The 25,514-nt window shown below is 61.2% G+C and carries 27 protein-coding genes and 1 tRNA gene; 19 read left to right on the top strand and 9 right to left on the bottom strand.

The window, feature by feature from the left end:
- Positions 1–33 precede the first annotated feature (33 nt).
- On the top strand, positions 34–843 hold the full coding sequence (locus tag AB8A33_RS26595) for an undecaprenyl-diphosphate phosphatase (RefSeq protein WP_170849629.1): 810 nt from the start codon (positions 34–36) through the stop codon (positions 841–843).
- 59 nt (positions 844–902) lie between these two features.
- On the opposite strand, the gene AB8A33_RS26590 is transcribed toward AB8A33_RS26595, so the two are convergent.
- The gene (locus AB8A33_RS26590; protein WP_439095519.1) at positions 903–1,871 is read right to left on the bottom strand and encodes a complex I NDUFA9 subunit family protein; all 969 of its coding nucleotides are present in this window, start codon (positions 1,869–1,871) and stop codon (positions 903–905) included.
- Positions 1,872–2,034: 163 nt separating this feature from the next.
- On the opposite strand from AB8A33_RS26590, the gene AB8A33_RS26585 reads away from it, so the two are divergent.
- Positions 2,035–2,121, top strand: a tRNA-Leu gene (locus tag AB8A33_RS26585).
- Between the two features lie 111 nt (positions 2,122–2,232).
- Here the strand turns inward: AB8A33_RS26585 and AB8A33_RS26580 are convergent.
- From AB8A33_RS26580 to AB8A33_RS26570, 3 genes are all read right to left on the bottom strand, one after another.
- Complete coding sequence (locus AB8A33_RS26580; protein ID WP_439095518.1) at positions 2,233–2,868, bottom strand: 2-dehydro-3-deoxy-6-phosphogalactonate aldolase; 636 nt, start codon at positions 2,866–2,868, stop codon at positions 2,233–2,235.
- A complete protein-coding gene (locus tag AB8A33_RS26575; RefSeq protein WP_439095517.1) occupies positions 2,865–3,788 on the bottom strand; it encodes a 2-dehydro-3-deoxygalactonokinase in 924 nt (307 codons plus the stop codon). Before AB8A33_RS26575 ends, AB8A33_RS26580 begins: the two co-directional genes overlap by 4 nt.
- Before the next feature lie 114 nt (positions 3,789–3,902).
- Positions 3,903–4,361 carry a hypothetical protein gene (locus AB8A33_RS26570; RefSeq protein ID WP_439095516.1) on the bottom strand — a complete coding sequence of 153 codons (459 nt, stop codon included), beginning with the start codon at positions 4,359–4,361 and terminating at the stop codon, positions 3,903–3,905.
- Positions 4,362–4,571: 210 nt separating this feature from the next.
- Between AB8A33_RS26570 and AB8A33_RS26565 the strand changes: the two genes are divergently transcribed.
- Genes AB8A33_RS26565 through AB8A33_RS26535 form a run of 7 tightly spaced genes read left to right on the top strand, consistent with a single transcriptional unit; the run spans position 4,572 to position 12,762 of the window.
- On the top strand, positions 4,572–4,730 hold the full coding sequence (locus tag AB8A33_RS26565; RefSeq protein ID WP_439095515.1) for a hypothetical protein: 159 nt from the start codon (positions 4,572–4,574) through the stop codon (positions 4,728–4,730).
- Positions 4,731–4,740: 10 nt separating this feature from the next.
- Positions 4,741–4,830, top strand: coding sequence for a K(+)-transporting ATPase subunit F (locus AB8A33_RS26560; protein WP_081421711.1), 90 nt, complete (start codon positions 4,741–4,743; stop codon positions 4,828–4,830).
- A 26-nt stretch (positions 4,831–4,856) separates the two neighbouring features.
- Positions 4,857–6,560, top strand: a complete 1,704-nt coding sequence (gene kdpA / locus AB8A33_RS26555) for a potassium-transporting ATPase subunit KdpA (protein ID WP_439095514.1) — start codon at positions 4,857–4,859, stop codon at positions 6,558–6,560.
- Between the two features lie 20 nt (positions 6,561–6,580).
- Positions 6,581–8,698 (top strand): potassium-transporting ATPase subunit KdpB, encoded by a 2,118-nt coding sequence (gene kdpB / locus AB8A33_RS26550; RefSeq protein ID WP_439095513.1) that lies wholly within the window; start codon positions 6,581–6,583, stop codon positions 8,696–8,698.
- Between the two features lie 11 nt (positions 8,699–8,709).
- The gene (locus AB8A33_RS26545) at positions 8,710–9,315 is read left to right on the top strand and encodes a K(+)-transporting ATPase subunit C (protein WP_439095512.1); all 606 of its coding nucleotides are present in this window, start codon (positions 8,710–8,712) and stop codon (positions 9,313–9,315) included.
- Between the two features lie 40 nt (positions 9,316–9,355).
- Positions 9,356–12,076: a DUF4118 domain-containing protein gene (locus tag AB8A33_RS26540; protein WP_439095511.1), complete on the top strand. Its 2,721-nt coding sequence runs from the start codon at positions 9,356–9,358 to the stop codon at positions 12,074–12,076.
- Positions 12,073–12,762 carry a response regulator gene (locus AB8A33_RS26535; protein ID WP_439095510.1) on the top strand — a complete coding sequence of 230 codons (690 nt, stop codon included), beginning with the start codon at positions 12,073–12,075 and terminating at the stop codon, positions 12,760–12,762. The genes AB8A33_RS26540 and AB8A33_RS26535 overlap by 4 nt, the downstream gene beginning before the upstream one ends.
- Positions 12,763–12,790: 28 nt before the next feature.
- Here AB8A33_RS26535 and AB8A33_RS26530 read toward each other — a convergent pair whose 3' ends face one another.
- Positions 12,791–13,372: a MarR family winged helix-turn-helix transcriptional regulator gene (locus tag AB8A33_RS26530; protein WP_439095509.1), complete on the bottom strand. Its 582-nt coding sequence runs from the start codon at positions 13,370–13,372 to the stop codon at positions 12,791–12,793.
- Positions 13,373–13,532: 160 nt separating this feature from the next.
- Between AB8A33_RS26530 and AB8A33_RS26525 the strand changes: the two genes are divergently transcribed.
- From AB8A33_RS26525 to AB8A33_RS26515, 3 genes are read left to right on the top strand one after another with little or no spacing between them, the layout of a single operon-like run.
- The gene (locus AB8A33_RS26525; RefSeq protein ID WP_210269356.1) at positions 13,533–14,063 is read left to right on the top strand and encodes a flavin reductase family protein; all 531 of its coding nucleotides are present in this window, start codon (positions 13,533–13,535) and stop codon (positions 14,061–14,063) included.
- 51 nt (positions 14,064–14,114) lie between these two features.
- Positions 14,115–15,614, top strand: a complete 1,500-nt coding sequence (locus AB8A33_RS26520) for a 4-hydroxyphenylacetate 3-hydroxylase family protein (RefSeq protein ID WP_439095508.1) — start codon at positions 14,115–14,117, stop codon at positions 15,612–15,614.
- A gap of 24 nt (positions 15,615–15,638) precedes the next feature.
- Complete coding sequence (locus AB8A33_RS26515; RefSeq protein WP_439095507.1) at positions 15,639–16,019, top strand: cupin; 381 nt, start codon at positions 15,639–15,641, stop codon at positions 16,017–16,019.
- Here the strand turns inward: AB8A33_RS26515 and AB8A33_RS26510 are convergent.
- On the bottom strand, positions 16,001–16,837 hold the full coding sequence (locus AB8A33_RS26510; protein WP_439095506.1) for an NYN domain-containing protein: 837 nt from the start codon (positions 16,835–16,837) through the stop codon (positions 16,001–16,003). The genes AB8A33_RS26515 and AB8A33_RS26510 overlap by 19 nt on opposite strands.
- A gap of 168 nt (positions 16,838–17,005) precedes the next feature.
- On the opposite strand from AB8A33_RS26510, the gene AB8A33_RS26505 reads away from it, so the two are divergent.
- The 7 genes from AB8A33_RS26505 (at position 17,006) to ptsN (ending at position 23,559) form a co-directional block, all read left to right on the top strand.
- On the top strand, positions 17,006–17,620 hold the full coding sequence (locus AB8A33_RS26505; RefSeq protein WP_439095505.1) for a ribonuclease D: 615 nt from the start codon (positions 17,006–17,008) through the stop codon (positions 17,618–17,620).
- Between the two features lie 176 nt (positions 17,621–17,796).
- Positions 17,797–18,546: an LPS export ABC transporter periplasmic protein LptC gene (gene lptC / locus AB8A33_RS26500; RefSeq protein ID WP_439095504.1), complete on the top strand. Its 750-nt coding sequence runs from the start codon at positions 17,797–17,799 to the stop codon at positions 18,544–18,546.
- A 5-nt stretch (positions 18,547–18,551) separates the two neighbouring features.
- On the top strand, positions 18,552–19,223 hold the full coding sequence (locus AB8A33_RS26495; RefSeq protein WP_439096070.1) for an LptA/OstA family protein: 672 nt from the start codon (positions 18,552–18,554) through the stop codon (positions 19,221–19,223).
- A 197-nt stretch (positions 19,224–19,420) separates the two neighbouring features.
- Positions 19,421–20,425 (top strand): LPS export ABC transporter ATP-binding protein, encoded by a 1,005-nt coding sequence (gene lptB, locus AB8A33_RS26490; RefSeq protein ID WP_439095503.1) that lies wholly within the window; start codon positions 19,421–19,423, stop codon positions 20,423–20,425.
- A 90-nt stretch (positions 20,426–20,515) separates the two neighbouring features.
- Complete coding sequence (gene rpoN / locus AB8A33_RS26485; protein ID WP_439095502.1) at positions 20,516–22,192, top strand: RNA polymerase factor sigma-54; 1,677 nt, start codon at positions 20,516–20,518, stop codon at positions 22,190–22,192.
- Positions 22,193–22,251: 59 nt separating this feature from the next.
- A complete protein-coding gene (gene hpf, locus AB8A33_RS26480) occupies positions 22,252–22,857 on the top strand; it encodes a ribosome hibernation-promoting factor, HPF/YfiA family (protein ID WP_439095501.1) in 606 nt (201 codons plus the stop codon).
- 240 nt (positions 22,858–23,097) lie between these two features.
- Positions 23,098–23,559 carry a PTS IIA-like nitrogen regulatory protein PtsN gene (gene ptsN / locus AB8A33_RS26475; protein WP_068730308.1) on the top strand — a complete coding sequence of 154 codons (462 nt, stop codon included), beginning with the start codon at positions 23,098–23,100 and terminating at the stop codon, positions 23,557–23,559.
- A 111-nt stretch (positions 23,560–23,670) separates the two neighbouring features.
- On the opposite strand, the gene AB8A33_RS26470 is transcribed toward ptsN, so the two are convergent.
- From AB8A33_RS26470 to AB8A33_RS26460, 3 genes are all read right to left on the bottom strand, one after another.
- On the bottom strand, positions 23,671–24,198 hold the full coding sequence (locus AB8A33_RS26470; protein WP_439095500.1) for a hypothetical protein: 528 nt from the start codon (positions 24,196–24,198) through the stop codon (positions 23,671–23,673).
- A gap of 32 nt (positions 24,199–24,230) precedes the next feature.
- Entirely contained in the window at positions 24,231–24,818 is a 588-nt protein-coding gene (locus AB8A33_RS26465) for a hypothetical protein (RefSeq protein ID WP_439095499.1), read from the bottom strand.
- Positions 24,819–25,175: 357 nt separating this feature from the next.
- Positions 25,176–25,442: a DUF1150 family protein gene (locus AB8A33_RS26460; RefSeq protein ID WP_439095498.1), complete on the bottom strand. Its 267-nt coding sequence runs from the start codon at positions 25,440–25,442 to the stop codon at positions 25,176–25,178.
- Positions 25,443–25,514: the final 72 nt, after the last annotated feature.

Raw genomic sequence — 25,514 nt, 5'->3', positions numbered from 1 at the left:
TCAGGCCCACACTGACGAAGGACAGATAAGCAGATGATGTCTGATGCGATAAGGGCGGTGATTCTCGGCATTGTCGAGGGTGTCACCGAGTTCCTGCCGGTTTCCTCAACGGGGCATCTGCTTCTCGCGGAACGCTTCTTCGATCTGGGCGAAGACAATTTCTGGAAGAGCTTCGCCGTGCTGATCCAGCTCGGCGCCATTCTGGCGATCCTTGCACTTTACTTCGGCAAGTTGTGGCATATCGCGCTGAACCTGTTCAAAGGTGACGCTGCGGCGCGCCGGTTCGTGATCGGCGTGCTGATCGCGTTCCTGCCTGCCGCGATCATCGGCGCCGCTGCCGGCGGCTATGTCAAAAGCTATTTGTTCAATCCGTGGGTCGTGTGTTTCTCACTGATTGTTGGCGGTGCGATCCTGCTCTGGGTCGATCAGCTCGATCTTGAGCCCGTGCATCACGATGCCACGACGTTTCCATTGCCGATGTATCTGAAAATCGGTTTGGCGCAGTGCGTGGCGATGATTCCCGGCGTGTCGCGCTCCGGCGCGACCATCGTCGGTGCCATGCTGCTCGGCGCTGAGAAGCGCGCAGCGGCGGAGTTCTCGTTCTTCCTGGCGATCCCGACCATGGTCGGTGCTTTCGTCTACGATCTCTACAAGAGCCGGGCCGATCTCTCGGTCGATCACGGCGTGATCATCGCTATCGGTTTCGTGGTATCGTTCATCACCGCGATCATCGTGGTGAAGAGCTTTCTCGGCTACGTGACCCGCCACGGCTTCGCGTTGTTCGCATGGTGGCGTGTGATCGTCGGTACGCTCGGCCTGATCGCGCTGGCGCTGGGCTACTAAAATTCCAGGTCATCCCCGCTCCACGCACGCTTTCGGCGTGCCAAGCGGGGATGACATCGTCAGTTTATGCCGTTATGTGCGAACTGACCGGTGGCGCGGAAGCGCCAGAGATATTGTGGCGCAATCGCTTCCAGCGAATCAGCAGCAATACCCAAGCCATCCAGCGTCAGGCCGGCCGCCTTGGCGGCTTCCGACACCACATTGTCGACGCGCAGCATGGCGACCTGATCTGGCGTCAGCTTGAAGTCGCCCGGAGCGAATTGCAGGAAATACGACTGAAGCTTGGCGATGGCCGTCGGCACCGGCAGCGTCACGCGCTTGCGCTCGATGGTCTTGAGAATGATATCGACGATTTCATTCATCGTCAGCACTTCCGGGCCGCCGAGCTCATAGGTGGCGCCGGGCTTGGTCTTGCCGTCGACGGCATCGGCCGCTGCCTGGGCGACATCGCCCACATAGACCGGCTGCATCTTGGTCGTGGCGCCGAACACCGGCATCACCGGGGCCATCCGGGCGAGACTGGCAAATCGATTGGTGAACTGATCCTCGGGGCCGAACACGATCGACGGGCGCAGGATCGTTGCGGAAGGCACAGCCGCCAGCACGGCCTGCTCGCCGGCCGCCTTGGCACGGGCATAGGCCGATTCGGAATCGGCATCAGCACCGATGGCCGAAAACTGCACCACCCGCGCGCCGATCTCGGCGGCGGCCTGCGCCACCGCGCCGGCGCCCCGCGCCTGCACGGCATCGAAGGTCTGCGCGCCGCTTTCGGTCAGGATACCGACCAGATTGACGACGATGCTGGCGTCGCGCATCGCGGCCTTGATCGAGGCCGGGTGGCGCAGATTGGCTTGAACAATGTTGATCTGCCCGACACGGCCGAGCGGCTGCAGATGGCCGGCCAGCTCCGGACGGCGCACGGCGACCCTGATCCGGTATTCGCGCTTGGCCAGCGCGCGGACCACATGGCGTCCCACGAAGCCGGATCCGCCGAAAACCGTAACGAGGGTGTCGATGGGGGCAGCCATGGATCAGTTCCTTGAGTCAGTCATGCAAGGGCAAAACGAGGGAATTTAGACCAATTCGCGATACGCCAACGCGCGGAGCCTGTACAGCGGATTTGGAATTGAACGAAGCAATTTGACAAGCGCGTAACGGCCCCCTACTAACCGCGCCACGTGCCTCGCACGTGCCCAGGTGGCGGAATTGGTAGACGCGCTGGCTTCAGGTGCCAGTGGCTTAACGGCCGTGAAGGTTCGAGTCCTTTCCTGGGCACCACGGTGCTCCTAAGTCTCTGATATTCAGAGAAATTCAGTCAATTTAAATGTGCCGGCCGCGCGTTCGACAAGTACGGACGCGCCACCCGCGAACAGACATTGCACTCCGCCTCTAGCGGGCCATCGCCTGATCATAGGCCGCGACAGATGCCTGTGCGGTCGCCCTCACCTCGATAGCGCTCATTCCAGGCCGATACAGGCTGCTGCCAAGGCCGAAGGCCTGTATGCCGGCGGCGACATAGTCCGCAAAATTCCGGTCGGAAACACCACCAACAGCTCCGATCACTGCATCTTTGGGCAAAACCGCGCGAATGGCGGCGATGCCGGACGGGCCGAGGATCGATGCCGGAAAGAATTTCAGGGCGGAAGCTCCTGCACGTAGGGCGAGGAAAGCTTCGGTCGGCGAGAATACGCCGGGCATCGTGACCATGCCGCGGCTCGCCGCCATTGCCAGCACATCGACATCGACATTCGGGCTCACCATCAAACGCCCGCCGACATCGGCAACGCGGGCGCAGTCGTCTGCGGTGAGAACGGTGCCGGCGCCGATCAGGATGTCGGTGCCAAATCGTTTGCAAATCCGTGCGATGGAATCGAACGGATCGGGCGAGTTCAGCGGTACCTCAATCATCTCGAAGCCGGTGTCGATCAACGTCTCGACGATGCCCTCCACCTCATCGGGCTGCACGCCGCGCAGGATGGCGACGAGCGGACGCTTCACGATGGGCCAACGGATTGGCTGGTTCATATGAATTTAGCTCCCCACAGCTGGATTGCGGCCTTGGTCAGGCCGTGTTGCGATGCGCGTTCGGCATCGACGATGGTGACCTCGAAGCCGGCAGCTGCAAGCGCCGACGCGTAGAGATCCTTGAGCCCGCCGGCGCCGATCAGGCGCACCGGATGGCGCGTGCCATAGCGCGATCCGGCATCGGCGATTTCCGTGCCGATCAGGAGGCCCGACAGGCGTGCCGCGCCGTCGGGCTGTTGCTGGAAGCCAAGCAATTGCGCTGCGCGCAAGCTGAATAGCGAGGCGGTCAAGCCAGCGGGCGCATCGAGCGCGCGTTGCAGGCCATCGCGGAACGCGTCATTCGCGGCGGGCGAAGGCGCATCATGATCGACGGCGTGTTTCAGGATACTGTGCTGACTGATGACGGAAAAGAGTTCGCCGGTCATATAGGTCGTGAACGACACCACGCTGCCGGACTCAATCCGGATCCATTTGCTGTGGGTGCCGGGAATGCAGACCAGGCCGGTGAAGCCAGGCTCGGTCACGCCGAGGAGTTGCGTCTCTTCGCCGCGCATGACGTCGGGCGCTGCGGCGTCGGCTTGGGCGATGCCGGGCAGGATACACACGTCGCCTTGCGTGTCGACACGCTGCGCACCGTTGTGCAGATCGTCGAGTCGTGTCGGTGTGTGGAGATAGGGTGCTTCGATCCAGCCTTGCTTTGCGCCGGCCATGCCGCAGATCAACACGGGCAGGTCCTGCGCTCCGCCAAGCTTTGCAAGGTGATCAGCGAGCACCGCAGCGAAGCCGGCAGTCGCGCAATGCAGCATGCCTTCAGGCCCGCGCGTCTCCGCAAGCACGCTGCCGTCGGGCGCCATCAACCAGCCTCGAAAGCTACTGGTCCCCCAATCGACCGCGACGAAAGCCGGTTTGTCTGATGTCACGTTTTGCTCCGGCTTGTGATGGCACGAATTCGTGCCGAGCATAGCCGAAAGCCTCACTCTTGGAAGGCTGTTCGAGATGGTCGAGCTACAGCATTTCGCACCGACCTTCTTCGCTCAACAGTAATTCTCACACAGCATCGGCTCGCAATCGGTGGGTTGGATTGCGCGCACGGGTGCTTGCGACAGATGCGGCGTGCCTCCGCGGCTAACAACAGCGCGAAATGCATCCAGAATCGCCGTCGCCATGTCTGGGTGATGCGTCTCGACGGCGCTGTCCAGCCAGTCTGGAAGGTCACGCTGATTCGAGAGAGCGCAATGCCATTCACCTTCGTCATAAGCGAGCCGACGCAGTTGCCACCGCGGCAGTTCGATGACGATCAAGGCAAGCGCGGCATCGGTCCAGGCGCCGGCAGTAACCAGGCGATCGAGGCGCTGGGCCTCCGCCGTGTGGCGCATGGCCGGCAGGCGCTTGCAGGTGGTGAGGCAGATCGCGGCGAAACTCGTAGCGTCAAGCGGAGCCGTTTCGGATGGCGCTTCGGAAAGGGGCGTTCGCTGAATCGAGATGAACGACATAGCGGGTCTCCATGAACAGCGCGGTCTTGAGAAGGCCGCAGCCTCCAATATCCGCAGTTCGTCATTTGAATGCGAGGCGGTCCCGGCCACAAAAATATAAAGGCGACATAAGCGCGAGAATGGGTCCCGCATGCGCTTACGGGCTCTGCGCGTCTTTATGAGATTCCTATAAGTTCGCCGCTGGCTTCATCTCGAAAACCTACGTCCTGAATGGCACCTGATCGTGCATCGGGCGCGAGAGCCATTTGCTCCGCGCCGCTGCAGTCATCACATCAGGAGCTTCCCATGCTGGACGTCGTCATGCTGGCCCTCGGTCTGGGCTTCTTCATCCTCACGCTGGGCTATGCCTATGCCTGCGAACGGCTGTGAGGAGCGCATCATGATTTTCGATTACACCCTCGCCGGCTTCGTGTCCGCGGCATTGCTGATCTACCTCACTTACGCGCTGCTGCGGCCCGAGCGGTTCTGAGCGCGCACTCCAAAAGGTCCACTGACATGACAACAATTGGCTGGATTCAAATCGCTTTGTACTGCGCGGTGGTTCTCGCGCTGGTGAAGCCGCTCGGCGGCTACATGACATCCGTTTTCAATGGAGAGCGTACTTTCCTCTCTCCCATCCTGCGGCCGGTCGAGGCCGGTCTGTACTGGATCGGTGGTGTCAACGAGAAACGCGAGCAGCACTGGCTGACCTATACGGTCGCCATGCTGCTCTTTCATGTGGTCGGCTTCCTCAGTCTCTACGCGCTCATGCGGCTGCAGGCCGTGCTGCCGTTCAATCCTGCGGGGCAATCCGCGGTCGCCGAAGATCTCTCCTTCAACACCGCGATCTCCTTCATCACCAACACCAACTGGCAGAACTACGGCGGCGAAAGCACCATGTCATATTTGACCCAGATGCTGGGTCTGACGGTGCACAACTTCCTGTCGGCGGCCGCTGGCATTGCCTTGGCGGTTGCGCTGATCCGCGGCTTCGCACGCTCGTCGATGCGCACCATCGGAAATTTCTGGGTCGATATTACCCGTTGCACGCTCTATGTGCTGCTGCCGATCTGCATCGTCTACACGCTGTTCCTGGTTTGGCAGGGCATTCCGCAGACGCTCGGCGCCTATGTCGATGCGACGACGCTTGAAGGTGCGAAGCAGACCATCGCGGTTGGCCCCGTTGCGTCGCAGGTTGCCATCAAGATGCTCGGCACCAATGGCGGCGGCTTCTTCAACGCCAATGCGGCACATCCGTTTGAGAACCCGACCGCGCTGTCGAACTTCATCCAGATGATCTCGATCTTCGCGCTGGGTGCGGCGATGACCAATGTGTTCGGCCGCATGGTCGGCAACCCCAGGCAAGGCTGGGCGATTCTGGCCGTGATGGGCGTGCTGTTCATTGTCGGCGTTGCCATCACCTATGGCGCTGAAGCCTCGGGCACAACAGGCCTGAATGCACTCGGTCTCACCGGCGGCAATATGGAAGGCAAGGAGCTGCGCTTCGGCATCGTTGCCTCCAGCCTGTTCGCGGTCATCACCACGGCAGCATCCTGCGGTGCGGTCAATGCGATGCATGACTCGTTTACGGCGATTGGCGGCATGATCCCGCTGATCAATATGCAGCTCGGTGAGATCATCGTTGGCGGCGTCGGTGCCGGTCTCTATGGCATGCTGCTGTTCGTCGTGCTGGCGATCTTCGTCGCCGGTCTGATGGTCGGCCGCACACCGGAATATGTCGGCAAGAAGATCGAGGCGCGCGAAGTAAAGATGGCGATGCTTGCCATTCTCGTCCTGCCGCTGATGTATCTCGGCTGGACCGCGGTGGCGGTGGTGCTGCCCTCGGCCGTGGCCTCCATGGCCAATGCCGGGCCGCATGGCTTTACCGAAGTGCTCTACGCCTTCACCTCGGCCACCGGCAATAACGGCTCGGCCTTCGGCGGGCTCACCGGCAACACCTTCTTTTACAACCTCACACTGGCGAGTTCGATGTTCGTCGGCCGCTTCTTCATGATCGTACCAGCCATGGCGCTGGCCGGATCATTGGCCGCGAAGAAGTCGATCCCGGCTTCGGCTGGCACCTTGCCGACCACCGGCGGATTGTTCGTCGGCCTCGTCATCGGCGTGATTCTGATCATCGGCGGTCTCACCTTCTTCCCGGCACTCGCGCTCGGGCCGATCGTCGAGCACCTCGCGATGACCGCCAATACCCTGTTCTGATCGGATTTGGAGTTATGTCCATGGAAACGTTGAAACTGCAGAAGCGGGTGCCGGTCTCGGCCATGCTCGATTCGAAAATTGTCATCCCAGCCATCGGCTCGGCTTTTACCAAACTCGATCCGCGACTGATGATCAAGAACCCTGTGATGTTCGTGGTCGAGGTCGTCGCCGCACTTACCACGGTGATCTTCATCAAGAACGTCATCACCGGCGGAAGCGATCTGGGATTTGCGTTCCAGATCATCCTCTGGCTCTGGTTCACGGTGCTGTTCGCCAACTTTGCCGAAGCCGTCGCCGAAGGCCGCGGCAAGGCGCAGGCGGAATCGCTGAAGAAGACCCGCACCGAAAGCCAGGCCAAGCTGCTCACCGGCAGCGACAGCGGCGACAAGAGCTACCGCATGGTCTCCGGCACCAGCCTGAAGGTCGGCGATGTCGTTCTGGTGGAAGCCGGCGACAACATCCCGTCCGACGGTGAAGTGATCGAAGGCGTGGCTTCAGTTAATGAGGCGGCGATCACCGGCGAGTCCGCACCTGTCATTCGTGAATCCGGCGGCGATCGCTCGGCGGTCACCGGCGGCACGCAGGTGCTGTCCGACTGGATTCGCGTCCGCATCACCGCGGCGCAAGGCTCGACCTTTATCGATCGCATGATCAAGCTGGTCGAAGGCGCCGAGCGGCAGAAGACGCCGAACGAGATCGCGCTGAACATTCTGCTGGTCGGCCTCACCATCATCTTTGTGTTCGCGACGGTGACGATCCCGAGCTATGCGGCCTATGCCGGCGGCTCGATCTCGGTGGTGGTACTGGTGGCGCTGTTCGTCACGTTGATCCCGACCACCATCGGCGCGCTGCTGTCGGCCATCGGTATTGCCGGCATGGATCGCCTCGTGCGTTTCAATGTGCTGGCGATGTCCGGCCGCGCGGTCGAAGCCGCCGGCGACGTCGATACGCTGTTGCTCGACAAGACCGGCACGATCACCCTCGGTAACCGTCAGGCGACGGCATTTCGTCCGGTGCGCGGTGTCACCGAGCAGGAACTGGCCGATGCGGCGCAGCTCGCGTCGCTCGCAGATGAAACGCCGGAAGGCCGCTCCATCGTCGTGCTTGCCAAGGAGAAATACGGTATCCGCGGCCGCGACATGGCCGAACTGTCAGCGACCTTCGTGCCGTTCACCGCGCAGACCCGCATGAGCGGTGTCGATGCCGGTGGCTCGTCGGTGCGCAAGGGCGCGGTGGATTCGATGCTGGCTTACGTCAATGGCGGCGCCTCGTTTGCCGTCGCATCCGGAAACGTTGCCCGCGCGATCCAGCCGATGTCGGACACGGCACGCGAGATCCAGGCGATTTCAGACGAAATCGCCAAGGCCGGCGGCACGCCGTTGGCCGTGGCGCGCGATGGCAAGCTACTCGGCGTCATCCATTTGAAGGACATCGTAAAGGGCGGCATCCGCGAGCGCTTCGCCGAACTGCGTCGCATGGGCATCCGGACCATCATGATCACCGGTGATAATCCGATGACCGCTGCGGCCATCGCGGCTGAAGCCGGCGTCGATGATTTCCTCGCGCAGGCCACACCCGAGGATAAGCTGCAGCTCATCCGGGACGAGCAGGCCAAGGGCAAGCTGGTGGCCATGTGCGGCGACGGCACCAATGACGCGCCGGCATTGGCGCAGGCCGATGTGGGTGTCGCCATGAATACCGGCACGCAGGCGGCACGCGAGGCTGGCAACATGGTCGATCTCGACTCCAACCCGACCAAGTTGATCGAGGTCGTTGAAATCGGCAAGCAGTTGCTGATGACGCGCGGTGCGCTGACCACGTTCTCGATCGCCAATGACGTGGCGAAGTACTTCGCCATCATCCCGGCGATCTTCCTCGCCTTCTATCCGCAGCTTGAGGCGCTCAATGTCATGAAGCTGGCGAGCCCGCAGAGCGCCATCCTGTCGGCCATCATCTTCAATGCGATCATTATCATCGCGCTGATTCCGCTGGCCCTGAAAGGCGTTGCCTATCGCCCGATCGGCGCCGGCGCATTGCTCGGCCGCAACCTGCTGATCTACGGCCTCGGCGGCATCATCGTTCCGTTCATCGGTATCAAGGCGATCGACCTCGTCGTCACCGCCTTGCACCTGGTTTAAGGAGTTACGCTATGTTGAGAGAAATTCGCCCGGCCATCGTTTTGCTGCTCGGCCTCACTGCCATCACCGGCCTCGGCTATCCACTCGCGATGACGGGCATTGCCGGGGTGATCATGCCGGAACAGGCGCAAGGCAGCCTCATCGAGCGTGACGGCAAGGTGATAGGCTCCGCGCTGATCGGTCAGGAGTTCAAGGGCGACGAATACTTCCACGGCCGTCCGTCTGCGACCCTGGGCCCGGACCCGCAGGATTCCACCAAGACCGTGCCGCAGCCCTATAACGCGGTGAACTCAATGGGCTCCAATCTCGGTCCGACCAGCAAGGCGCTGATCGACCGCGTCAAGGACGACGTCGAGAAGCTGAGGGCGGAGAACCCATCGATGCCGGTCCCGATCGATCTCGTCACCACCTCGGGCAGCGGTCTCGACCCCAACATCTCGCCGGAGGGCGCGCTGTTTCAGGTGCCCCGCATCGCCAAGGCGCGCAAGCTGCCTGAGGATCGCGTCCGCCAGCTGGTGACCGAAAAGGTCGAGGGCCGCCTCGGCGGCCTGCTCGGCGAACCGCGCGTTAACGTTCTCGCCTTGAATCTCGCGCTGGACGCCGCCGCACCGAAGTAGGCCGTCTAGGCCGCAGCCCTGGCGGAGACTATATTGCCTTATGGCAAATCAGCGCCGCGATCCCGATCACCGACCTTCGCCTGAGGCCTTGCTGGAAACAGCAAGGCGCGAGGAAGCTGCGGCCGGGCGGCTGAAGATTTTTGTCGGCGCCGCCCCCGGCGTCGGCAAGACCTACGAGATGCTGCAAAGCGCCCATGCCAGGCGCAAGGCGGGTGTCGATGTGGTGGTTGGCGTAGTCGAGACCCACGGGCGCGCCGAGACCGAGGCGCTGCTGATCGGCCTTGAGGTGCTTCCCCGCAAGCGCATCGACCACAAGGGTCAGCAACTCGAGGAAATGGATCTAGATGCGCTGATCGCGCGGCGCCCGCAGATCGCATTGGTCGATGAACTCGCCCATACCAATGCGCCCGGCAGCCGGCATCCGAAACGTTATCTCGACGTCGCGGAATTGCTTGCTGCGGGGATCGACGTCTATACCGCAGTCAATATCCAGCACATCGAAAGCCTGAATGATGTGGTCGCACAGATCACCCATGTGCGGGTGCGCGAGACCGTGCCGGATTCGGTGTTCGATCGTGCCGACGCCATCGAGCTGATTGATCTGACGCCGGACGATCTGATTCAGCGCCTGAAGGAAGGCAAAGTCTACGTTCCCAAACAGGCCGAGCGCGCGCTGGAGCATTATTTCTCGCCCGGCAATCTCACGGCGCTGCGCGAACTTGCATTGCGACGGACGGCCGACCGGGTCGATGAGCAATTGCTCACGCATATGCAGGCCAATGCCATTGCCGGCCCTTGGGCTGCCGGTGAACGCATTCTGGTCTGTATCAGTGAGGATCCGCGGTCGGCCGGGCTGGTGCGCTACACCAAGCGTCTTGCCGATCGGCTGCATGCGCCATGGACGGCAGTCAGTATCGAAACGCGGCGCAGCCTTCAGCTTACTGAGGAACAGCGCGACAGGCTGGCCGATACGCTGCGGCTCGCCGAAGCGCTTGGTGCCGAAGCCCTGACGATTCCGGGGGCTGGACGGCGGATTGCCGACGATCTGCTCGGCTATGCCCATGCCAACAACGTCACCCAGATCGTGATTGGCAAGGCATCGCGGTCATGGTGGTTCGAACTGGTGCGCGGCTCGGTGGTCCATGATCTCGTCAGGCGCTCGGGCAATATCAGCGTGCACGTCATCGCCGGTGATGCACTGCCGGCCGAACCCGCCGCGAAGCGCGCACAGATGGCCGATCGCGTCGAGCCGTTCGATGCCAAACCCTATTTTGCAGCGTTTGCCGTCGTGGCGGTGGCTCTTGCGGCTGCAACACTGTTGCGTCCGATCTTCGGCATCGAGAATGTCGATCTGATGTTTCTCACCGCCGTGGTCGGCGTCGCCGTACGCTTTGGTCTCTGGCCATCGCTGCTGGCGAGCGTCGTGGCATCGTTGAGCTATAATTTCTTCTTCCTGCCGCCGGTATATACGCTCACTATCACCGACCCGACCAATGTTGCGGCGTTCTTCTTCTTCATGCTGATCGCTATTCTGGTGTCCAATGTCGCGGCGCGGGTGCGCACGCAGGCCGTCTCGGCCTTCGGCCGCGTGCGAACAACCGAGTCGCTTTATGCTTTCAGCAGAAAGCTGGCGGGCACGGCGGCACTCGACGATGTGCTGTGGGCGAGCGCCTATCAGATCGCATTGATGCTCAAGGTGCGCGTCGTGCTTCTGCTGCCGGAACAGGGCGTTATCACCGTCAAAGCGGGCTATCCCCCTGAGGATGAATTGGACAAGGCGGATCTGGCCGCTGCCAACTGGGCCTGGAGCAACGATCGCCCGGCCGGTCGTGGCTCCGAGACATTGCCCGGCGCGAAGCGGCTGTTTCTGCCGATGCGCACCGGTCGTGGACCGATCGGTGTGATCGGCATCGACGACGACCGTACAGGTCCGCTGCTGACGCCGGACCAGCGCCGGTTGCTGGATGCGCTTGTGGATCAGAGCGCACTAGCCATCGAGCGCGTGCAGCTCGTCGAAGACATGGACCGCGCCGAGCGCAACGTCGAATCCGATCGGTTGCGCCAGGCGCTGCTGACCTCGATCTCGCATGATCTGAAGACGCCGCTGGCCTCCGTACTCGGCGCGGCTTCCACGCTGCGCGATCTGTCGTCGAAGCTCAGCGAGACCGAGAAGGCCGATCTGCTCGGCACGGTGATCGACGAATCCGAGCGGCTGAACCGCTTCATCGCCAATCTGCTGGATATGACCAAGCTGGAGTCCGGTGCCGTGGTGCCCAATGCAACGCTGCAGGATCTCACCGAGATTGTCGGCAGCGCGCTGCGCCGGGCCGGCAAGATCCTCAGCAGGCATCCCGTCGCGCTCGATCTGGCGCCAAACCTGCCGATGCTGGAGCTGGATGCGGTACTGTTCGAGCAGGTGTTGTTCAACTTGCTTGATAATGCCGCGAAATATGCCCCGGATGACACCACCATCGCGATCAGGGCTATACGCGACAAGGAGTCGGTCTCGCTGCAGGTGATGGACGAAGGTGCGGGCATTCCACCCGCGGATCTCGAGCAGGTGTTCGATAAATTCTATCGCGCCAACAAGGGCGATCACGTTCGGGCGGGTACCGGCCTCGGCCTTGCGATCTCTCGGGGCTTTGTTGAGGCAATGCATGGCACTATCTCGGCCACCAATCGGGCCGACCGATCAGGCGCCGTGCTGATCATCCGCCTTCCCATCCCGCCGGCCTCCGAAGCTCTGGACACCGCCGCATGAACACCGCTGCCATCAAGGTCCTGATCATCGATGACGAGCCGCCGATCCGCAAATTGCTGCGCATGGGCCTCAGCACCCAGGGTTATGACGTCCTGGAGGCCAGCAACGGCAAGATCGCGCTGGAGAAACTGGCGGAGAAGCCAGCCGTGATCATCCTCGATCTCGGCCTGCCGGACATCCAGGGCCACGACCTGCTGCAGATGATTCGCGCGCGCGATGACAGCGTGCCGATCGTGGTCCTGTCCAGCCGCGGCGACGAAGCGGGCAAGGTGCAGGCGCTCGATCTTGGCGCCGACGACTATCTCACCAAGCCGTTCGGCATGGATGAGCTGCTGGCGCGCATGCGAGCCGCGCTCAGGCATCAGCTGCAGGTTCATGGCGAGCGGCCGGTATTCCGATCCGGCGAGTTGTCGGTCGATCTGGTGCGCCGCATCGTCAAGGTCGGTGACCGTGAGGTGAAACTGTCACCGAAGGAATATGAGTTGCTGCGGGTCCTGGTGCAGCATGCCGGCAAGGTGCTGACTCACCGGTTTCTGCTGAAGGAATTGTGGGACGAACTCACGGACGCACAATATCTGCGCGTTTATGTACGCCAGCTGCGTCAAAAAATTGAGCTTGATCCGGAGCGCCCGCAATTTGTCCTGACCGAAACGGGTATCGGCTATCGGCTGCGCGCCGGCGAATAGCCAGCGACAAACTCCGTCAAACAGCAGGTTATTTGGTCTGCCGGGCGACCGATGCCGGTGCGTTGTAGTCCAGCAGCCGGATCGCCTCGTCGGCGGCGTCCACCATCTCCGACATCAGCTTGCGCGTTCGCTCGAAATCCGCAGCCGACATGCTGCGAAACAGCATATCGTTCACCGGACGCTGAACGGGTGCCAATTCATTGAGCAGCGCGCGCGCTTTCGGCGTGATGGTCAGAATGACGCGGCGGCGGTCTTCCTCATCGGTCTCTTTTTCAACAAGGCCGTTTGATACCAGCTTGTTGATCTCGATGGTAATGAACGCGCCGCTGAAGTGCAGATGCTCGGCGACCTGATTGACGCCGATCTTCTCATCTGTGCCGCTCAAATGAGCAATGGCGATGAGCACGGTGTATTGCGTGCCGGACAGGCCGATCACTGCCCCGAGTTGCCCGCGCACAGCCTGAAGCCGCGCCGAAAACGCCAATGTGTCATGGACAAATTGACGGAAGGCCCGATCCGATCCGTCGACCATCAATTGTGGCCGCGAAATCGTTGGTTCTACCTTCATTTTACGTGATTTGCTTTTAATCGCCATCAGGTCCCCGCACACCTATGAGTCGTATAGCGGCGGCGTTACGCACAAACAAGTTGGAACCAGTGCGTTTTGATAGCGGGCCAGCCATGCTTGACAGCGCGAGCTTTCGTTCGATAATATAGCTTTGTTATAAAGCTAATGCGCGTCGTTCAGGTTTCGCGATCAGGAGATGACCATGGGCGCCACTGCGGACGTGGATCCCCGCGCCTTCCGACAGGCGCTCGGACAGTTTGCCACCGGCGTCGCCGTAATCACGGCCGAAGCGGCCGATGGCCAGGCGATCGGTTTGACCATGAGTTCGTTCAACTCGGTCTCGGTGGACCCGCCGCTGATCCTGTTCTCGATCGACCGCAAAGCCTTCAGTCTCAAGGCGATGACCGAGGCCAAGGGCTATGCCGTGAATATCCTCGGCCGCGATCAGGAACATCTGTCGAACAAGTTCGCCAGGGCGCTCGGCGACAAGTGGGCGGCGGTCGAACATACGCTGGGTCATGAGGCTGCGCCCTTGATCGCCGGCGCGCTCGCGCACTTCGAATGCGCGCCATACGCGCAATATGACGGCGGGGACCATGTGATCTTCGTCGGCCGGGTGGTGAAGTTCAGCGCCTATCCAGCCAACGAGCCGTTGGTCTTCTTCCGTGGGGCCTATCGCAGCCTTGCAAGTACCGAGCGCAGCCCGGAATGGCCGCTGCCGATGCACTACTGAAATAATGCACCTGAGAATGCTACCCATGACTGAAAGTGATCGAGGCAACCCATGATCAAGACCGGCGAACAGCACATCGCGAGCCTGCGCGACGGCCGCGAAATCTATCTCGATGGCGAGTTGGTGGATGACGTGACCATTCATCCGGCGTTCCGGGGTGCAGTGGCTTCGATCGGACGGATGTTCGATTTCCAGAGTGCGCCGGAAAATCGCGAGCTGATGACTTTCGAGACTGAAACCGGCACCCGCGCCAACCGGATCTGGGAATTGCCCGGCAGCTATGATGCGCTGGTCAATCGCCGCCGCGGTCTGGAAGCCTGGACCGAGCTGCATGCCGGCTTCATGGGCCGCGCGCCGGATCACGTCGCCTCCTGCATCGCCGGTATGTATATGGGCGTCGAGGTATTCGAGGCCTACGACAAGGATCGCGCCAAGGCGCTGGCGGATTACTATCGCTACGCCCGCGACAACGACCTCTACCTTACTTATGTGATCATCAACCCGCAGGCCGACCGTTCCAAGAGCGCGGCCGAGCAGGCCGATCCGTTCCTGTCGGCGGGCGTGTTGTCGCGCGATGCCGAGGGCCTGACGATCCGTGGCGCCAAGATGCTGGCCACTGGCGGCATCATGGCCAACGAGGTGTTCGTCACCTGTATCCAGCCGCTGCAACCCGGCGACGAGAAATACGCGGTGTCTTTCGCGATTCCGATGAACACCAAGGGTCTGAAGGTCCTGTCGCGCAAGTCCTATGAAGCCGCGTCGCCGTCGGTGTTCGACAATCCGCTCTCGAGCCGCTTCGATGAAAACGATGCCGTGCTGTATTTCGACGACGTGAAGGTGCCTTGGGATCGAGTGTTCATCGTTGATGACATCGCGATGTGCCAGAAGCAGTTCCACGCGACCCCGGCACATGTGTATCAGAACTATCAGGCCATGATCCGGCTTTCGGTGAAGCTGCGCTTCCTGATCGGGATCGCGCACCGGACCGCCGAGACCAACGGCATCGCCGGCTTCCCGCAGGTCAGGGAAATGCTAGGTCAGCTCGCAGCCGAAGTGTCGATGGTCGAAGCCTTCGTCGTCGCGATGGAGACCAAGGGCACCCAGCGCGGCGCTTATTATGTGCCAGACCGGGCGATGCTGTATTCGGCACAGGTCCTTACCCAGCAACTCTATTCCAAGGTCATCAATACGCTGCGCGAACTCGCCGGCGGCGGCATGATTATGCTGCCGTCCTCGGTGAAGGACTTCGCCAATCCGGAACTGGCGCGTCTGATCGGCAAGACCCAGCAGTCCCCCGCTGCCAGCGCGACCGAGAAGGTCAAGTTTTACAAGCTAGCTTGGGATGCGGTCGGCTCCGAATTCGCCTCGCGTCACTCGCAATACGAGATGTTTTTCGCCGGCGCGACCTTCGTCACCAAGGGCCACGCCTTCCGCACCTATGACTGGATGCGGTCTGCAGCGTTGCTCGACAAGATGCTGTCCAGCTATGACCTTGCCGATGAAGTCTCCACCTCGATGGCGCCGGCTGCTTCGCCGCGCGCTGTCGCTTGATCTGTCCCTTCAGGAACATTGACTATGGCCATTAATAAACTTCACGATGAATTCCGCACCGTCGATATGTCCTCGGGATGGGAGACGCCCGCGGGTTATCCGGCAGGCATCCAGCAGAAGATCCTGTCCGGGGCGCTCGACGAAGTGAACAAGCGTGGTAGCCGCACCCGCCTGCTGCGTTTCGAGCCGGGCGTCTACACCACCGAACCGTTCGTGCACGAATATTGGGAAGAAGTGTTCCTGTTTACCGGCGACCTGATCGTCGGCAATGACAAGCAGGGCAATGGCGGCGAGTCCTTCAAGCCGAACACCTATGCCTGCCGTCCGCCCGGCGCCTATCACGGCCCGTTCAAGTCGATCGGCGGCTGCGTGCTGATGGAAATCCACTATTTCGATCCGGCCTGAGCCGTTTCGCGTCTCCTCCTGATTGGGGCGCGCTTTCTTTGTGGCGCGACCGCTGCTTCTTCGGAAGGTTTCTCCTCGGCCGGCGTGGCCGTCTTCGGTTTGATCCGAAGTCGCAAACGTCCGGTCGAGCCCTCTCCGACCTCGAATGTCTCCATTTTGCGCACCAGGTCGCTCAGCTTCTTGAAGCCGTAGGTGCGGACGTCGAAGTCGGACACGGTGTTCGGAAGTTGTTCTCCGACCCGGTCCAGATTGACCCAGCCGTCTTCGTTGCTCAGTTGGGATACCACTTTTTCCAGAATCGGAACTGCGGCAGCGGGGCTTTGCAAGGCTGCCGGCTTTGATGGTTGTTCCGTGCTTGCCGCCGCGCGCTCGGATCTCAGGTTCTCCGTATAGATGAAGCGCCGGCATGCCTGCCGAAAACTCTCGGGTGTTTTCCGCGTGCCGAAGCCGTAGACGTCAGCGCCCTGCTCGCGCAGCCGTGAGGCGAGACGTGTGAAGTCACTGTCGGAGGACACCAGGCAAAAGCCGTCGAACCGCCCGCTATGCAGCAGGTCCATCGCGTCGATCACCAGCGCGATGTCGGATGAGTTCTTGCCCTTCGTGTAGGCGAACTGTTGATAAGGATCGATGGCGTGTTTTTGCAGGATGTCGGCCCAGGATCTGAGCTGCGGACTTGAGAAGTCGCCGTAGATCCGGCGAACGCTGGCTTCGCCGAATTTGGAGATTTCCTCGAACAAGCCGCCGGCGATCTGCGGGGACGTGTTGTCGGCATCGATCAGGACCGCGAAACGGGGCAAGCGCTGCTGTGCGACGTTCATCTGCAACCTCTGCCCGCTAGCGCGATGGATGAATGGCCCGCTCAGTCTGTCAGCTTTTTGCTGCAGGCGAAACCTGAGGGAGCGTATCTCTCGTCAGCCCGGCCATTGCGCGGTAAAGTCACCCAAAGCCCTCGAATCGCGGGCACTGACAGAGGCATTTGACCAGACATGACCATCCGCCTGCATCGCGGCGATTTGCCGGATTTAAGCCGCTACACCGATTCGGTTGCGATCGACACCGAGACCATGGGTCTCAATCCGCATCGCGACCGGCTATGCGTGGTGCAGCTCTCGCCCGGTGACGGAAGTGCCGATGTCGTGCAGATCCCGATGGGCCACACGGACGCGCCAAACCTGAAGAAGCTGCTCGGCGATCCCAAAGTCACCAAGATTTTCCACTTCGCCCGGTTTGATCTCGCGGCTCTTTACAACGCACTCGGCGTTATGCCCGAGCCGGTCTATTGCACCAAGATCGCCTCTCGCCTGTGCCGTACCTATACTGACAGGCACGGTCTCAAGGATCTGGTCCGCGAAGTCCTCGGCGTCGATCTGTCGAAGCAGCAGCAGTCGAGCGACTGGGGCAGTCAGACCCTCAGCGAGGCCCAGCTATCCTACGCGGCGTCGGACGTGCTGCATCTGCATGGACTGCGCGAGCGGCTGAACGTCATGCTGACGCGAGAGGGGCGCACCGAACTGGCGCAGGCCTGTTTCGATTTCCTTCCGACCCGGGCCAAACTGGACCTCTCGGGCTGGGAAAACGAGGACATTTTCGCTCATTCGTGACCGGCCTGCGGCGAAGTGACTTTCTGAAACAGTTCAGGGTCCCTCCCGCCGCGTTTCGGTCATACTCCTCGTTCTGGTGGGGCGGGGCTGCAAACCGGTGCATTTCAGCATAGACTGGCGCAGGTTTGGCAGGCCTTTCGGTGTGGCCCTTTTCGGCATGGCCCGTTGGAGCGACGGTGAGTTCAGTTCAGGTTCCCAGCTATCAGGCGGGCATGGATGCGCGGTTCAGGGCCGCGGCACGCCATAGCCGTCTGGTGCGTCTGCTGCGGATTGCTGTCCCTGCCGTCGTGATCCTGTCGATGGCGGCAATTGTCGGCGTGTCGATCTTCAATCCGTTCCGGATCCTCGCCAAATTGCCGCTCGACATGGGCAATCTGGTCGTTTCGGGCACCAAGATCACCATGGAGACGCCGCATCTGGCCGGTTTCTCGCCGGACGGGCGGCCATATGAGTTATGGGCCAAGGCCGCGACGCAGGATCTGACTGATCCCGACAATGTCGAACTGACAACCTTGCGCGCCAAGGTGATGATGGAAGACAAGTCGACGATGACGATGGATGCCCGCACCGGCAAGTTTAATTCGAAGGCGCAGATGCTCTATCTGTACCAGGACGTTTTCCTGCAAACGACGACCGGCTACGAAGCCCGGCTGACTCAGGCGAACATTGATATTGCCAATGGCACCGTCACGTCGGACGAACCGGTCGATGTCAAACTTCTCAATGGTACTCTGCTCGGGCAACGGATGCGCATCACGGAACATGGTGAGCTGGTCCGGTTCGAGGGCGGTGTGTCGATGAACCTAAAGATGGACCCGCCTTCGCCGGATGCTTCGGCTCAGCCTGAGACCGTGGCAGAGCCCGAAGTCGCGCCGGAGCCCGTGAAGCCGCGGGCCGCCAACGGCAAGCGCGCCAACGCGAAATGAATGTGATGATTTTTCCCGTCAGTAATGTCCGATTCCGCGGGGTGACCGGCGCTGCGATCGCCGTGCTCCTGCTGGCTTTGACAGCCGATGCACATGCGCAGAGCGCGGTGCAGGGTGTGCCGAATGCGATGCAGGGCTTCTCGCAGAATCGCGATCAGCCCATTCAGATCGAGGCCGCATCTCTGGAAATGCGTGACAAGAAAAAGGAGGCGACCTTCGCAGGCGATGTGAAGGTCGTGCAGGGCGACACCACGATGAAGTCCAAGACTCTCGTGGTCTTCTATGACGGCGGCGGCTCCGCGAACGAGCCGGCTGCCAAGGCTGCGCCCAAGGCGCCGATCAAGGCGGCGCAGCCGGGCCCTGGCGGCTCGTCGGCGATCAAGCGGCTCGAAGCGCGCGGCGGCGTCATCGTCACCCAGAAAGACCAGGTCGTCACCGGCGAGACGGCGGTGTTCGATACCCGGACCAATCTCGTCACCATGCAGGGCAATGTTGTGCTCACCCAGGGCAAGAATGTGCTGCGCGGCGATCGTCTGACTGTGGATATGACCACGGGCACGTCACGCGTCGAATCCAATAGCGGCAGGGTTCAGGGCATGTTCGAGTCATCCGGCCAGCAGAAGGGTGGTGGCCCGACCTCCATCATACCCGGGCCCGGAGGCGGAAAACCCAAGTAAATCGAAGGGCTTACCAATAGAGGCGAGCCGGATCCGATTGAATCTCGCCGCGTAACCCGTTATCGCCATTGTTTTAATCGACATGGAAGGCTTGGCGTTCGGCTGGGCAAGGGACATCTAGTCCGCCATGCTGTTCCCAGTGATCGAACATGCCGCGACCTGGCGCGGATGACGTTTAGAGGCTGATCGAAGCGCGAATGGTTGATTTCCTCGGCATGTTCCGTCGGCGCGCTCCGAAACGCGGTCCGCAGGGTTTTGCGCGGTCGCCGGTCGACATCACGGCGCTCGGCGACATGCTGGGCAATCCCAGCCGTGAGGCGCCGCCGCTCGTGCGCACCGCTCCGGCCGATACGCCCCAGGTTCCGCAGGCCCGGGGGGATGCGCCGCGTGCCCCACAGCCTACGCCGCCCCGCCGTCCCGACAAGGCCCCGCCACGACCCAGAACCAACGGCGCTGCCGCGCCAAAAGCGACCCCGCGTGCAGGCTATCTGGCCGTCCATAACGTCAAAAAGAGCTTCGGTTCACGCCAGGTCACCCGCGGCGTCAGCATCTATGTGCGCCGGGGCGAGGCCGTCGGCCTGCTCGGACCGAACGGCGCCGGCAAGACCACGGTGTTCTACATGATCACCGGCCTAATCAAGCCCGACAGCGGCGCCATTGAGCTTGACGGTCACGACGTCACGAAGCTGCCGATGTATCAACGTGCGCGCCTCGGCATCGGCTATCTGCCGCAGGAAGCCTCGATTTTTCGCGGTCTTACCGTCGAGCAGAACATCCGTGCGGTGCTGGAAGTCGTCGAGCCCAGCCGCAAGAAGCGCGAGCGCGAGCTCGACGGGCTGCTCGAAGAGTTCAACATCCAGAGACTGCGCAAGTCGCCGTCGATCGCGCTGTCCGGCGGTGAGCGCCGCCGCGTTGAAATTGCGCGCGCGCTGGCGACGCGGCCGAATTATATGCTGCTCGACGAGCCCTTTGCCGGCATCGACCCGATTGCGGTGGGGGATATTCAGGACCTGGTCCGTCACCTGACCAATCGCGGCATCGGCGTCCTCATCACCGACCACAACGTGCGCGAAACGCTGGGGCTGACAGACCGCGCCTACATCGTCTATGCTGGTGAAATCCTGACGGAAGGATCTCCTGAGGAGATCGTGGCTGACCCGGACGTGCGTCGCCTTTACCTTGGCGAGGAATTCCGCCTCTAGACCAAATTTACAATTCGTCAAGCCGTGTACATCAGGCCGGGAAAGAGATAAGCAAGAAACGGACCAACTTTTGGATCGGTTTTTGCCTCCATGGCGCTGACGCAGAGACTAGAGTTCCGGCAATCCCAGTCGCTGGTGATGACGCCGCAGCTGATGCAGGCCATCAAGCTGCTGCAGCTGTCGAATCTCGATCTCGCAACCTTTGTCGAAGATGAACTGGAGCGCAATCCGCTGCTGGAACGCGCTAGCGACGGTCCTGAGCCGCCGGTGGCCGGGGAGGCCAGCCCCGAGCGCAGCGAGTTTTCGAGCCAAGACGAGGCGGGCTATGCCTCCGGCCACGACGATGGTGGCGACCATTCCGATTTTTCCGATCGTTCAGGCGGCGACAGCTTCGATGCGCCGGCGCCCGACGAGTGGATGAACCGCGAGCTCGGCACCCGCGCCGAGATCGAACAGACCCTGGATACCGGGCTGGACAACGTCTTCTCCGAAGAGCCGGCCGAAGCCGCCGCACGCAACGCACAAGACGCTGCTCCGACCGCCTATACCGAATGGGGTGGCGGCGCTTCCAACGACGACAGCTACAATCTCGAGGCCTTCGTTGCCGCGGAAGTGACGCTCGGCAGCCATCTCGCCGAACAGCTCGCGGTGGCGTTCTCATCGCCTGTGCAGCGCATGATTGGTCAGTATCTGATCGATCTCGTTGATGAGGCCGGCTATCTGCCGCAAGATCTCGGCGACGTGCATGAGCGGCTGGGCGCCTCTGTTGACGATGTCGCAAGCGTTCTCGGCGCGCTGCAGAAATTCGACCCGCCGGGTGTCTGCGCGCGCAGCCTCAGCGAATGTCTCGCGATCCAGTTGCGTGAACAGAACCGCTACGACCCCGCGATGCAGGCACTGGTCGAGCATCTCGATCTTCTGGCCAAGCGCGACATCGGCAATCTTAGAAAAATCTGCGGCGTCGACGACGAAGATCTGACCGACATGATCGGCGAGATTCGCAGGCTCGATCCGAAGCCCGGTCTGAAGTTTGGCTCGGCGCGGACGCAGACCGTGGTACCTGATGTTTACGTGCGGCCCGGTCCTGATGGCGGCTGGCATGTCGAGTTGAACAGCGACACGCTGCCGCGCGTTCTCGTGAACCAGGTTTATTATTCCGAATTGTCGAAAACGATCCGTAAGGATGGCGACAAGTCGTACTTCACTGATTGTCTACAGAACGCGACCTGGCTGGTGCGCGCGCTCGATCAGCGCGCGCGGACTATCCTGAAGGTTGCGACCGAGATCGTCCGGCAACAGGATGGCTTCTTCACGCAGGGTGTTGCGCATCTGCGGCCGCTGAATCTCAAGGCGGTTGCTGATGCCATTCAAATGCATGAATCGACGGTATCGCGCGTCACCGCCAATAAATACATGGCGACAAATCGCGGCAGCTTTGAATTGAAATACTTCTTTACGGCGTCGATCGCGTCGGCTGATGGTGGCGAAGCGCATTCGGCCGAAGCGGTGCGACATCACATCAAGCAATTGATTGATGGAGAAAGTCCTTCTCTTATTCTTTCGGATGACACGATCGTGGAACGCTTGCGCGAAGCCGGAATTGATATCGCGCGCCGTACCGTTGCCAAATACCGTGAAGCCATGCGTATCCCGTCTTCGGTCCAGCGCCGCCGCGACAAGCAGAGTATGCTCGGCAATGCACTCACGGCACCCACCACTCCGTCCGATAGGACACCCGACCGATCCCGCGACACTGCACCAGCTTGATTGCACTCCCGTGGAAACGGGATACTGTCGGTTCAAGGCAGAAGAATCGAGGCATCAGCATGACCCTTCGTATCTCGGGAAAAAGCATCAATGTCGGAGACGCTTTGCGAGGCCGCGTGAGCGAGCGGACCGATGAGGTCCTCCGCAAATATTTCGATGGCAACTATTCCGGTCACATCACGCTTAGCAAAGACGGCTTCGGCTTCCGCACCGATTGTGCGTTGCATCTTGATTCCGGAATTACGCTCGAAGCGGACTCCAATGCAGCGGATGCTTACGCCAGCGCCGATCAGGCGCTGCTTCAGATCGAGAAACGTTTGCGTCGCTACAAGAGCCGGCTGAAGGATCGTTCCGCGCGCAAGTCGCATGCTGAAAATCAGGCGATGGCCGAACTCACGGCCCCTACTTTGGACGCGCCGAGCTACATCCTTGAGGCGCCCGATCATGAGGGGGATGCCGACAGTGGCTACGATCCGGTCATCATTGCCGAATCGACCAGGTCGCTGAAGCGGTTCTCGGTGAGCGAAGCTGTCATGGAACTCGACTTTACCGGCGCTGCCGTCGTGGTATTTCAGCACGGAAGTACCGGCCGGCTAAATATCGTTTATCGACGGGGGGACGGTAACGTGGGTTGGGTCGATCCTCCGGTGGTTAAACCGTCCTGACGGCCAATTCTGTTTAACAGCATTGACGCCCAAACGGCCCCTCCCTATGGTCCGCCGCCTTTGACAGGTTATACCGGTCAATGGATTTCGCATGGGGGGTTCCGGTGCTAGAGTACGTTCGGGCGTTCGCGCCCGGCGCGTTTTCCGCCACAGGGAACGATGCCCCTTTCCAGTCTTTCTTGACGCTGCCGGTTTTTGTTCTAACTACCCGCTGACGGTCAAACATCCTCGGAACGGTCAATGACGATTACCGATCTGGTCGCGCCCGAGGCGATAATCCCGGCGTTGAAGGTCAACAGCAAGAAGCAGGCGCTGCAGGAGCTCGCTGCGCGCGCTTCCGCGCTCACCGGTCAGAACGACCGCGCCGTTTTCGAGGTGCTGTTGCAGCGTGAGAAGCTCGGCACGACGGCCGTGGGCTATGGCGTCGCCATTCCGCATGGCAAGTTGCCGAAGCTCGACAAGCTGTTTGGGCTGTTTGCACGCCTTGAGCGTCCGATCGATTTCGAGGCCATGGACGGCCAGCCGGTCGATCTGGTGTTTCTGCTGCTGGCGCCGGAAGGTGCGGGCGCCGATCATCTGAAGGCGCTGGCGCGGATCGCACGTCTGCTGCGCGATCAGGACGTTGCCAAGAAACTGCGTGCTTCCCGTGACGCGCAGGCGATCTATTCGGTGCTCGCTTTGCCGCCAGCGACAGCCGCCTAACCATCTCGCCCCGCAGCTTACGCTGGAAGCGCCCGGTTGGACCGGGCGATTTTCTGTTCCGAACCAGATCCTTGCTTACGTGGAAATGGAAGGCTAGTTGGCCTCGCCGGCTTATGCCGCGAATTCCTTGGCCGAGATTGGAGCGAGCGACTCGTTGCGCACCGCCTGCCGCGCGGTGATCGATGCGAGCTCGGTCATGGCTGCAGAGGCAGCTTCAGCCTGCGTTTCGGCACGGATCGATTCTGCTTCTTCCGCTGCAGCGACTGCGCGCGACGATGCTGCCATCCGCAGTGCTGTCTGGATCTCGTTGGAATCCGCACCGCTCTTGAGCAGCAGCAGCGTCAGCAGCGCCTTGACGTCGGAATTCATCGCGTCTGCGCTCTGCTTCATGCGTCGCACGGCCGCTGACGTTTCAGGAACGTTGACGGCGGCTACGGGACGAAGCTTGGCGACGTTGCTACCTGAAGCTTCTGTGCCCTGCATGCGCATCGGATTGGCATATTCTTCCGCCATCATTACCCGCGATGCGGCAGCAAGCTGCAGAGCATTGTGAATCTCCGGCGAACTGGTGCCGGTCTTGAGCAACAGCAAAGTGAGGAGAGCTTTGACGTCCGAGTTCATCGCGGCAGTGTTTTGCATTGTGTTCCTCGCTTGTGAGAAGAGTGACTGAGCTAGTTGAAACGTCGTCCGAACAGCTTTTCGAAGAAGGTTGGTTGTGGCGGCTCAGGGTGAGTGATGTCGGCGACGAGTTTGGGTGGCTTGGGGCGCCGGACGTCACGCTGCACCCGCAGCTTTGACGGCAGCATGGTCGGCCCAGGCATGACCGCAGGCTCGGCGAAGGTCGTGAGCGTGCCGTCCTCGAGGCTGCCGCGGATCAGGATTGGTGAGAGAAATACAGGATCTGCGAGTGCTGCAGCCGCCGCAAGGCGTGCGTTATTTAGAGTGCCGAGGGTCTGAACTGCCTCGATGCTCCATTGCCCGAGCGGCAAGCGGTCTGACTTGGTTACGAAAGGAGGATTGCTGTCGGGCGCGATAATCGGAGGGACGGTGCCGTCGACGCGCATCAGGAACACGGCGGCCGCAGCGCAGCCCGGTGCAAAAACGAAGAGCGCGAAACAGGCTGCGATCACCGGCCGACTATCGAAACTCCAGGAGCGGCTTGGCGCAGCCACCTGTACCTCTGGAGCGGTGACCTTTGCACCGAAGCTCCGCAGCAGGTCTTCGATTTGAACGATCTCGGCTTGTGTCGATCCATTCATGGCGACCTCGAATCTCAACATGACCAGATTTTCTCAAGTCATGGTGAATGCGTGGTCACCATTTTCTTCCGTGAAACGGCAGCAGAGATCAGGCGCAATGATGCCATCGCGTCGGATATACGGATTGCTACTGATGGGGGGATAAATTTTTCAGATGGCAACGGTGGCTGGCGCACCTGTGCGAATCGATTGCGTCTGATGTTGCGTTCACGATGTTGACGACGGGTTAAACAGATACCGCGTCATGGAGGCCGAGCACCTGCGCGTGATGATCGTCGTTTGGAAACTGGGATACCGGACATTGGGATACGCGGCTGTCACCGCGTATCCTGACGTCTGCATCTCAGCCAGTCGGCGTTAGTGAACGCTGACGGCCTGCAATTCCTGGCTCCATGCATTCGCGATCGCCGCTTCGCGGCTGTCGGTGAGCATGATTGGTGTGCCGTCGGCGGCGTGCAGCGCGAAGAGCTGCAGTCCCGGCGCAATCTCCGGCGCCTGCGGAAACAGTCCCGGCACATCTTCCGAGCGAACCGGCTTTACATAGGCGATCATACCTTCGCCCAGATGCGCCAATGCTTCGGTGGTGACGGCGGCGTTTTCATTGATCGTAACAACTTCAGTCATCGTCTCGACTCCTTCTATGAGATCAAGCGGTCGAGTCCGCTACTCGTTCCATACTCAGGATGCATGACCTGA

This window comes from Tardiphaga sp. 813_E8_N1_3 (assembly GCF_051811025.1).
GTDB lineage: Bacteria > Pseudomonadota > Alphaproteobacteria > Rhizobiales > Xanthobacteraceae > Tardiphaga.
This window is presented reverse-complemented; position numbering and strand designations above follow the sequence as displayed.

Bases quoted from the DNA above. Each gene is read 5' to 3' on its own strand.
- AB8A33_RS26540 (WP_439095511.1), top strand. From the start codon at position 9,356: ATGGCAAATCAGCGCCGCGATCCCGATCACCGACCTTCGCCTGAGGCC.
- AB8A33_RS26595 (WP_170849629.1), top strand. From the start codon at position 34: ATGATGTCTGATGCGATAAGGGCGGTGATTCTCGGCATTGTCGAGGGT.
- AB8A33_RS26570 (WP_439095516.1), bottom strand. From the start codon at position 4,361: ATGTCGTTCATCTCGATTCAGCGAACGCCCCTTTCCGAAGCGCCATCC.
- AB8A33_RS26535 (WP_439095510.1), top strand. From the start codon at position 12,073: ATGAACACCGCTGCCATCAAGGTCCTGATCATCGATGACGAGCCGCCG.
- AB8A33_RS26590 (WP_439095519.1), bottom strand. From the start codon at position 1,871: ATGGCTGCCCCCATCGACACCCTCGTTACGGTTTTCGGCGGATCCGGC.
- AB8A33_RS26510 (WP_439095506.1), bottom strand. From the start codon at position 16,837: ATGAACGTCGCACAGCAGCGCTTGCCCCGTTTCGCGGTCCTGATCGAT.
- AB8A33_RS26580 (WP_439095518.1), bottom strand. From the start codon at position 2,868: ATGAACCAGCCAATCCGTTGGCCCATCGTGAAGCGTCCGCTCGTCGCC.
- AB8A33_RS26545 (WP_439095512.1), top strand. From the start codon at position 8,710: ATGTTGAGAGAAATTCGCCCGGCCATCGTTTTGCTGCTCGGCCTCACT.
- AB8A33_RS26560 (WP_081421711.1), top strand. From the start codon at position 4,741: ATGATTTTCGATTACACCCTCGCCGGCTTCGTGTCCGCGGCATTGCTG.
- rpoN (WP_439095502.1), top strand. From the start codon at position 20,516: ATGGCGCTGACGCAGAGACTAGAGTTCCGGCAATCCCAGTCGCTGGTG.
- kdpB (WP_439095513.1), top strand. From the start codon at position 6,581: ATGGAAACGTTGAAACTGCAGAAGCGGGTGCCGGTCTCGGCCATGCTC.
- AB8A33_RS26515 (WP_439095507.1), top strand. From the start codon at position 15,639: ATGGCCATTAATAAACTTCACGATGAATTCCGCACCGTCGATATGTCC.
- ptsN (WP_068730308.1), top strand. From the start codon at position 23,098: ATGACGATTACCGATCTGGTCGCGCCCGAGGCGATAATCCCGGCGTTG.
- AB8A33_RS26525 (WP_210269356.1), top strand. From the start codon at position 13,533: ATGGGCGCCACTGCGGACGTGGATCCCCGCGCCTTCCGACAGGCGCTC.
- AB8A33_RS26465 (WP_439095499.1), bottom strand. From the start codon at position 24,818: ATGAATGGATCGACACAAGCCGAGATCGTTCAAATCGAAGACCTGCTG.
- AB8A33_RS26565 (WP_439095515.1), top strand. From the start codon at position 4,572: ATGGCACCTGATCGTGCATCGGGCGCGAGAGCCATTTGCTCCGCGCCG.
- AB8A33_RS26520 (WP_439095508.1), top strand. From the start codon at position 14,115: ATGATCAAGACCGGCGAACAGCACATCGCGAGCCTGCGCGACGGCCGC.
- AB8A33_RS26460 (WP_439095498.1), bottom strand. From the start codon at position 25,442: ATGACTGAAGTTGTTACGATCAATGAAAACGCCGCCGTCACCACCGAA.
- kdpA (WP_439095514.1), top strand. From the start codon at position 4,857: ATGACAACAATTGGCTGGATTCAAATCGCTTTGTACTGCGCGGTGGTT.
- AB8A33_RS26470 (WP_439095500.1), bottom strand. From the start codon at position 24,198: ATGCAAAACACTGCCGCGATGAACTCGGACGTCAAAGCTCTCCTCACT.
- AB8A33_RS26495 (WP_439096070.1), top strand. From the start codon at position 18,552: ATGATTTTTCCCGTCAGTAATGTCCGATTCCGCGGGGTGACCGGCGCT.
- AB8A33_RS26505 (WP_439095505.1), top strand. From the start codon at position 17,006: ATGACCATCCGCCTGCATCGCGGCGATTTGCCGGATTTAAGCCGCTAC.
- hpf (WP_439095501.1), top strand. From the start codon at position 22,252: ATGACCCTTCGTATCTCGGGAAAAAGCATCAATGTCGGAGACGCTTTG.
- lptB (WP_439095503.1), top strand. From the start codon at position 19,421: ATGGTTGATTTCCTCGGCATGTTCCGTCGGCGCGCTCCGAAACGCGGT.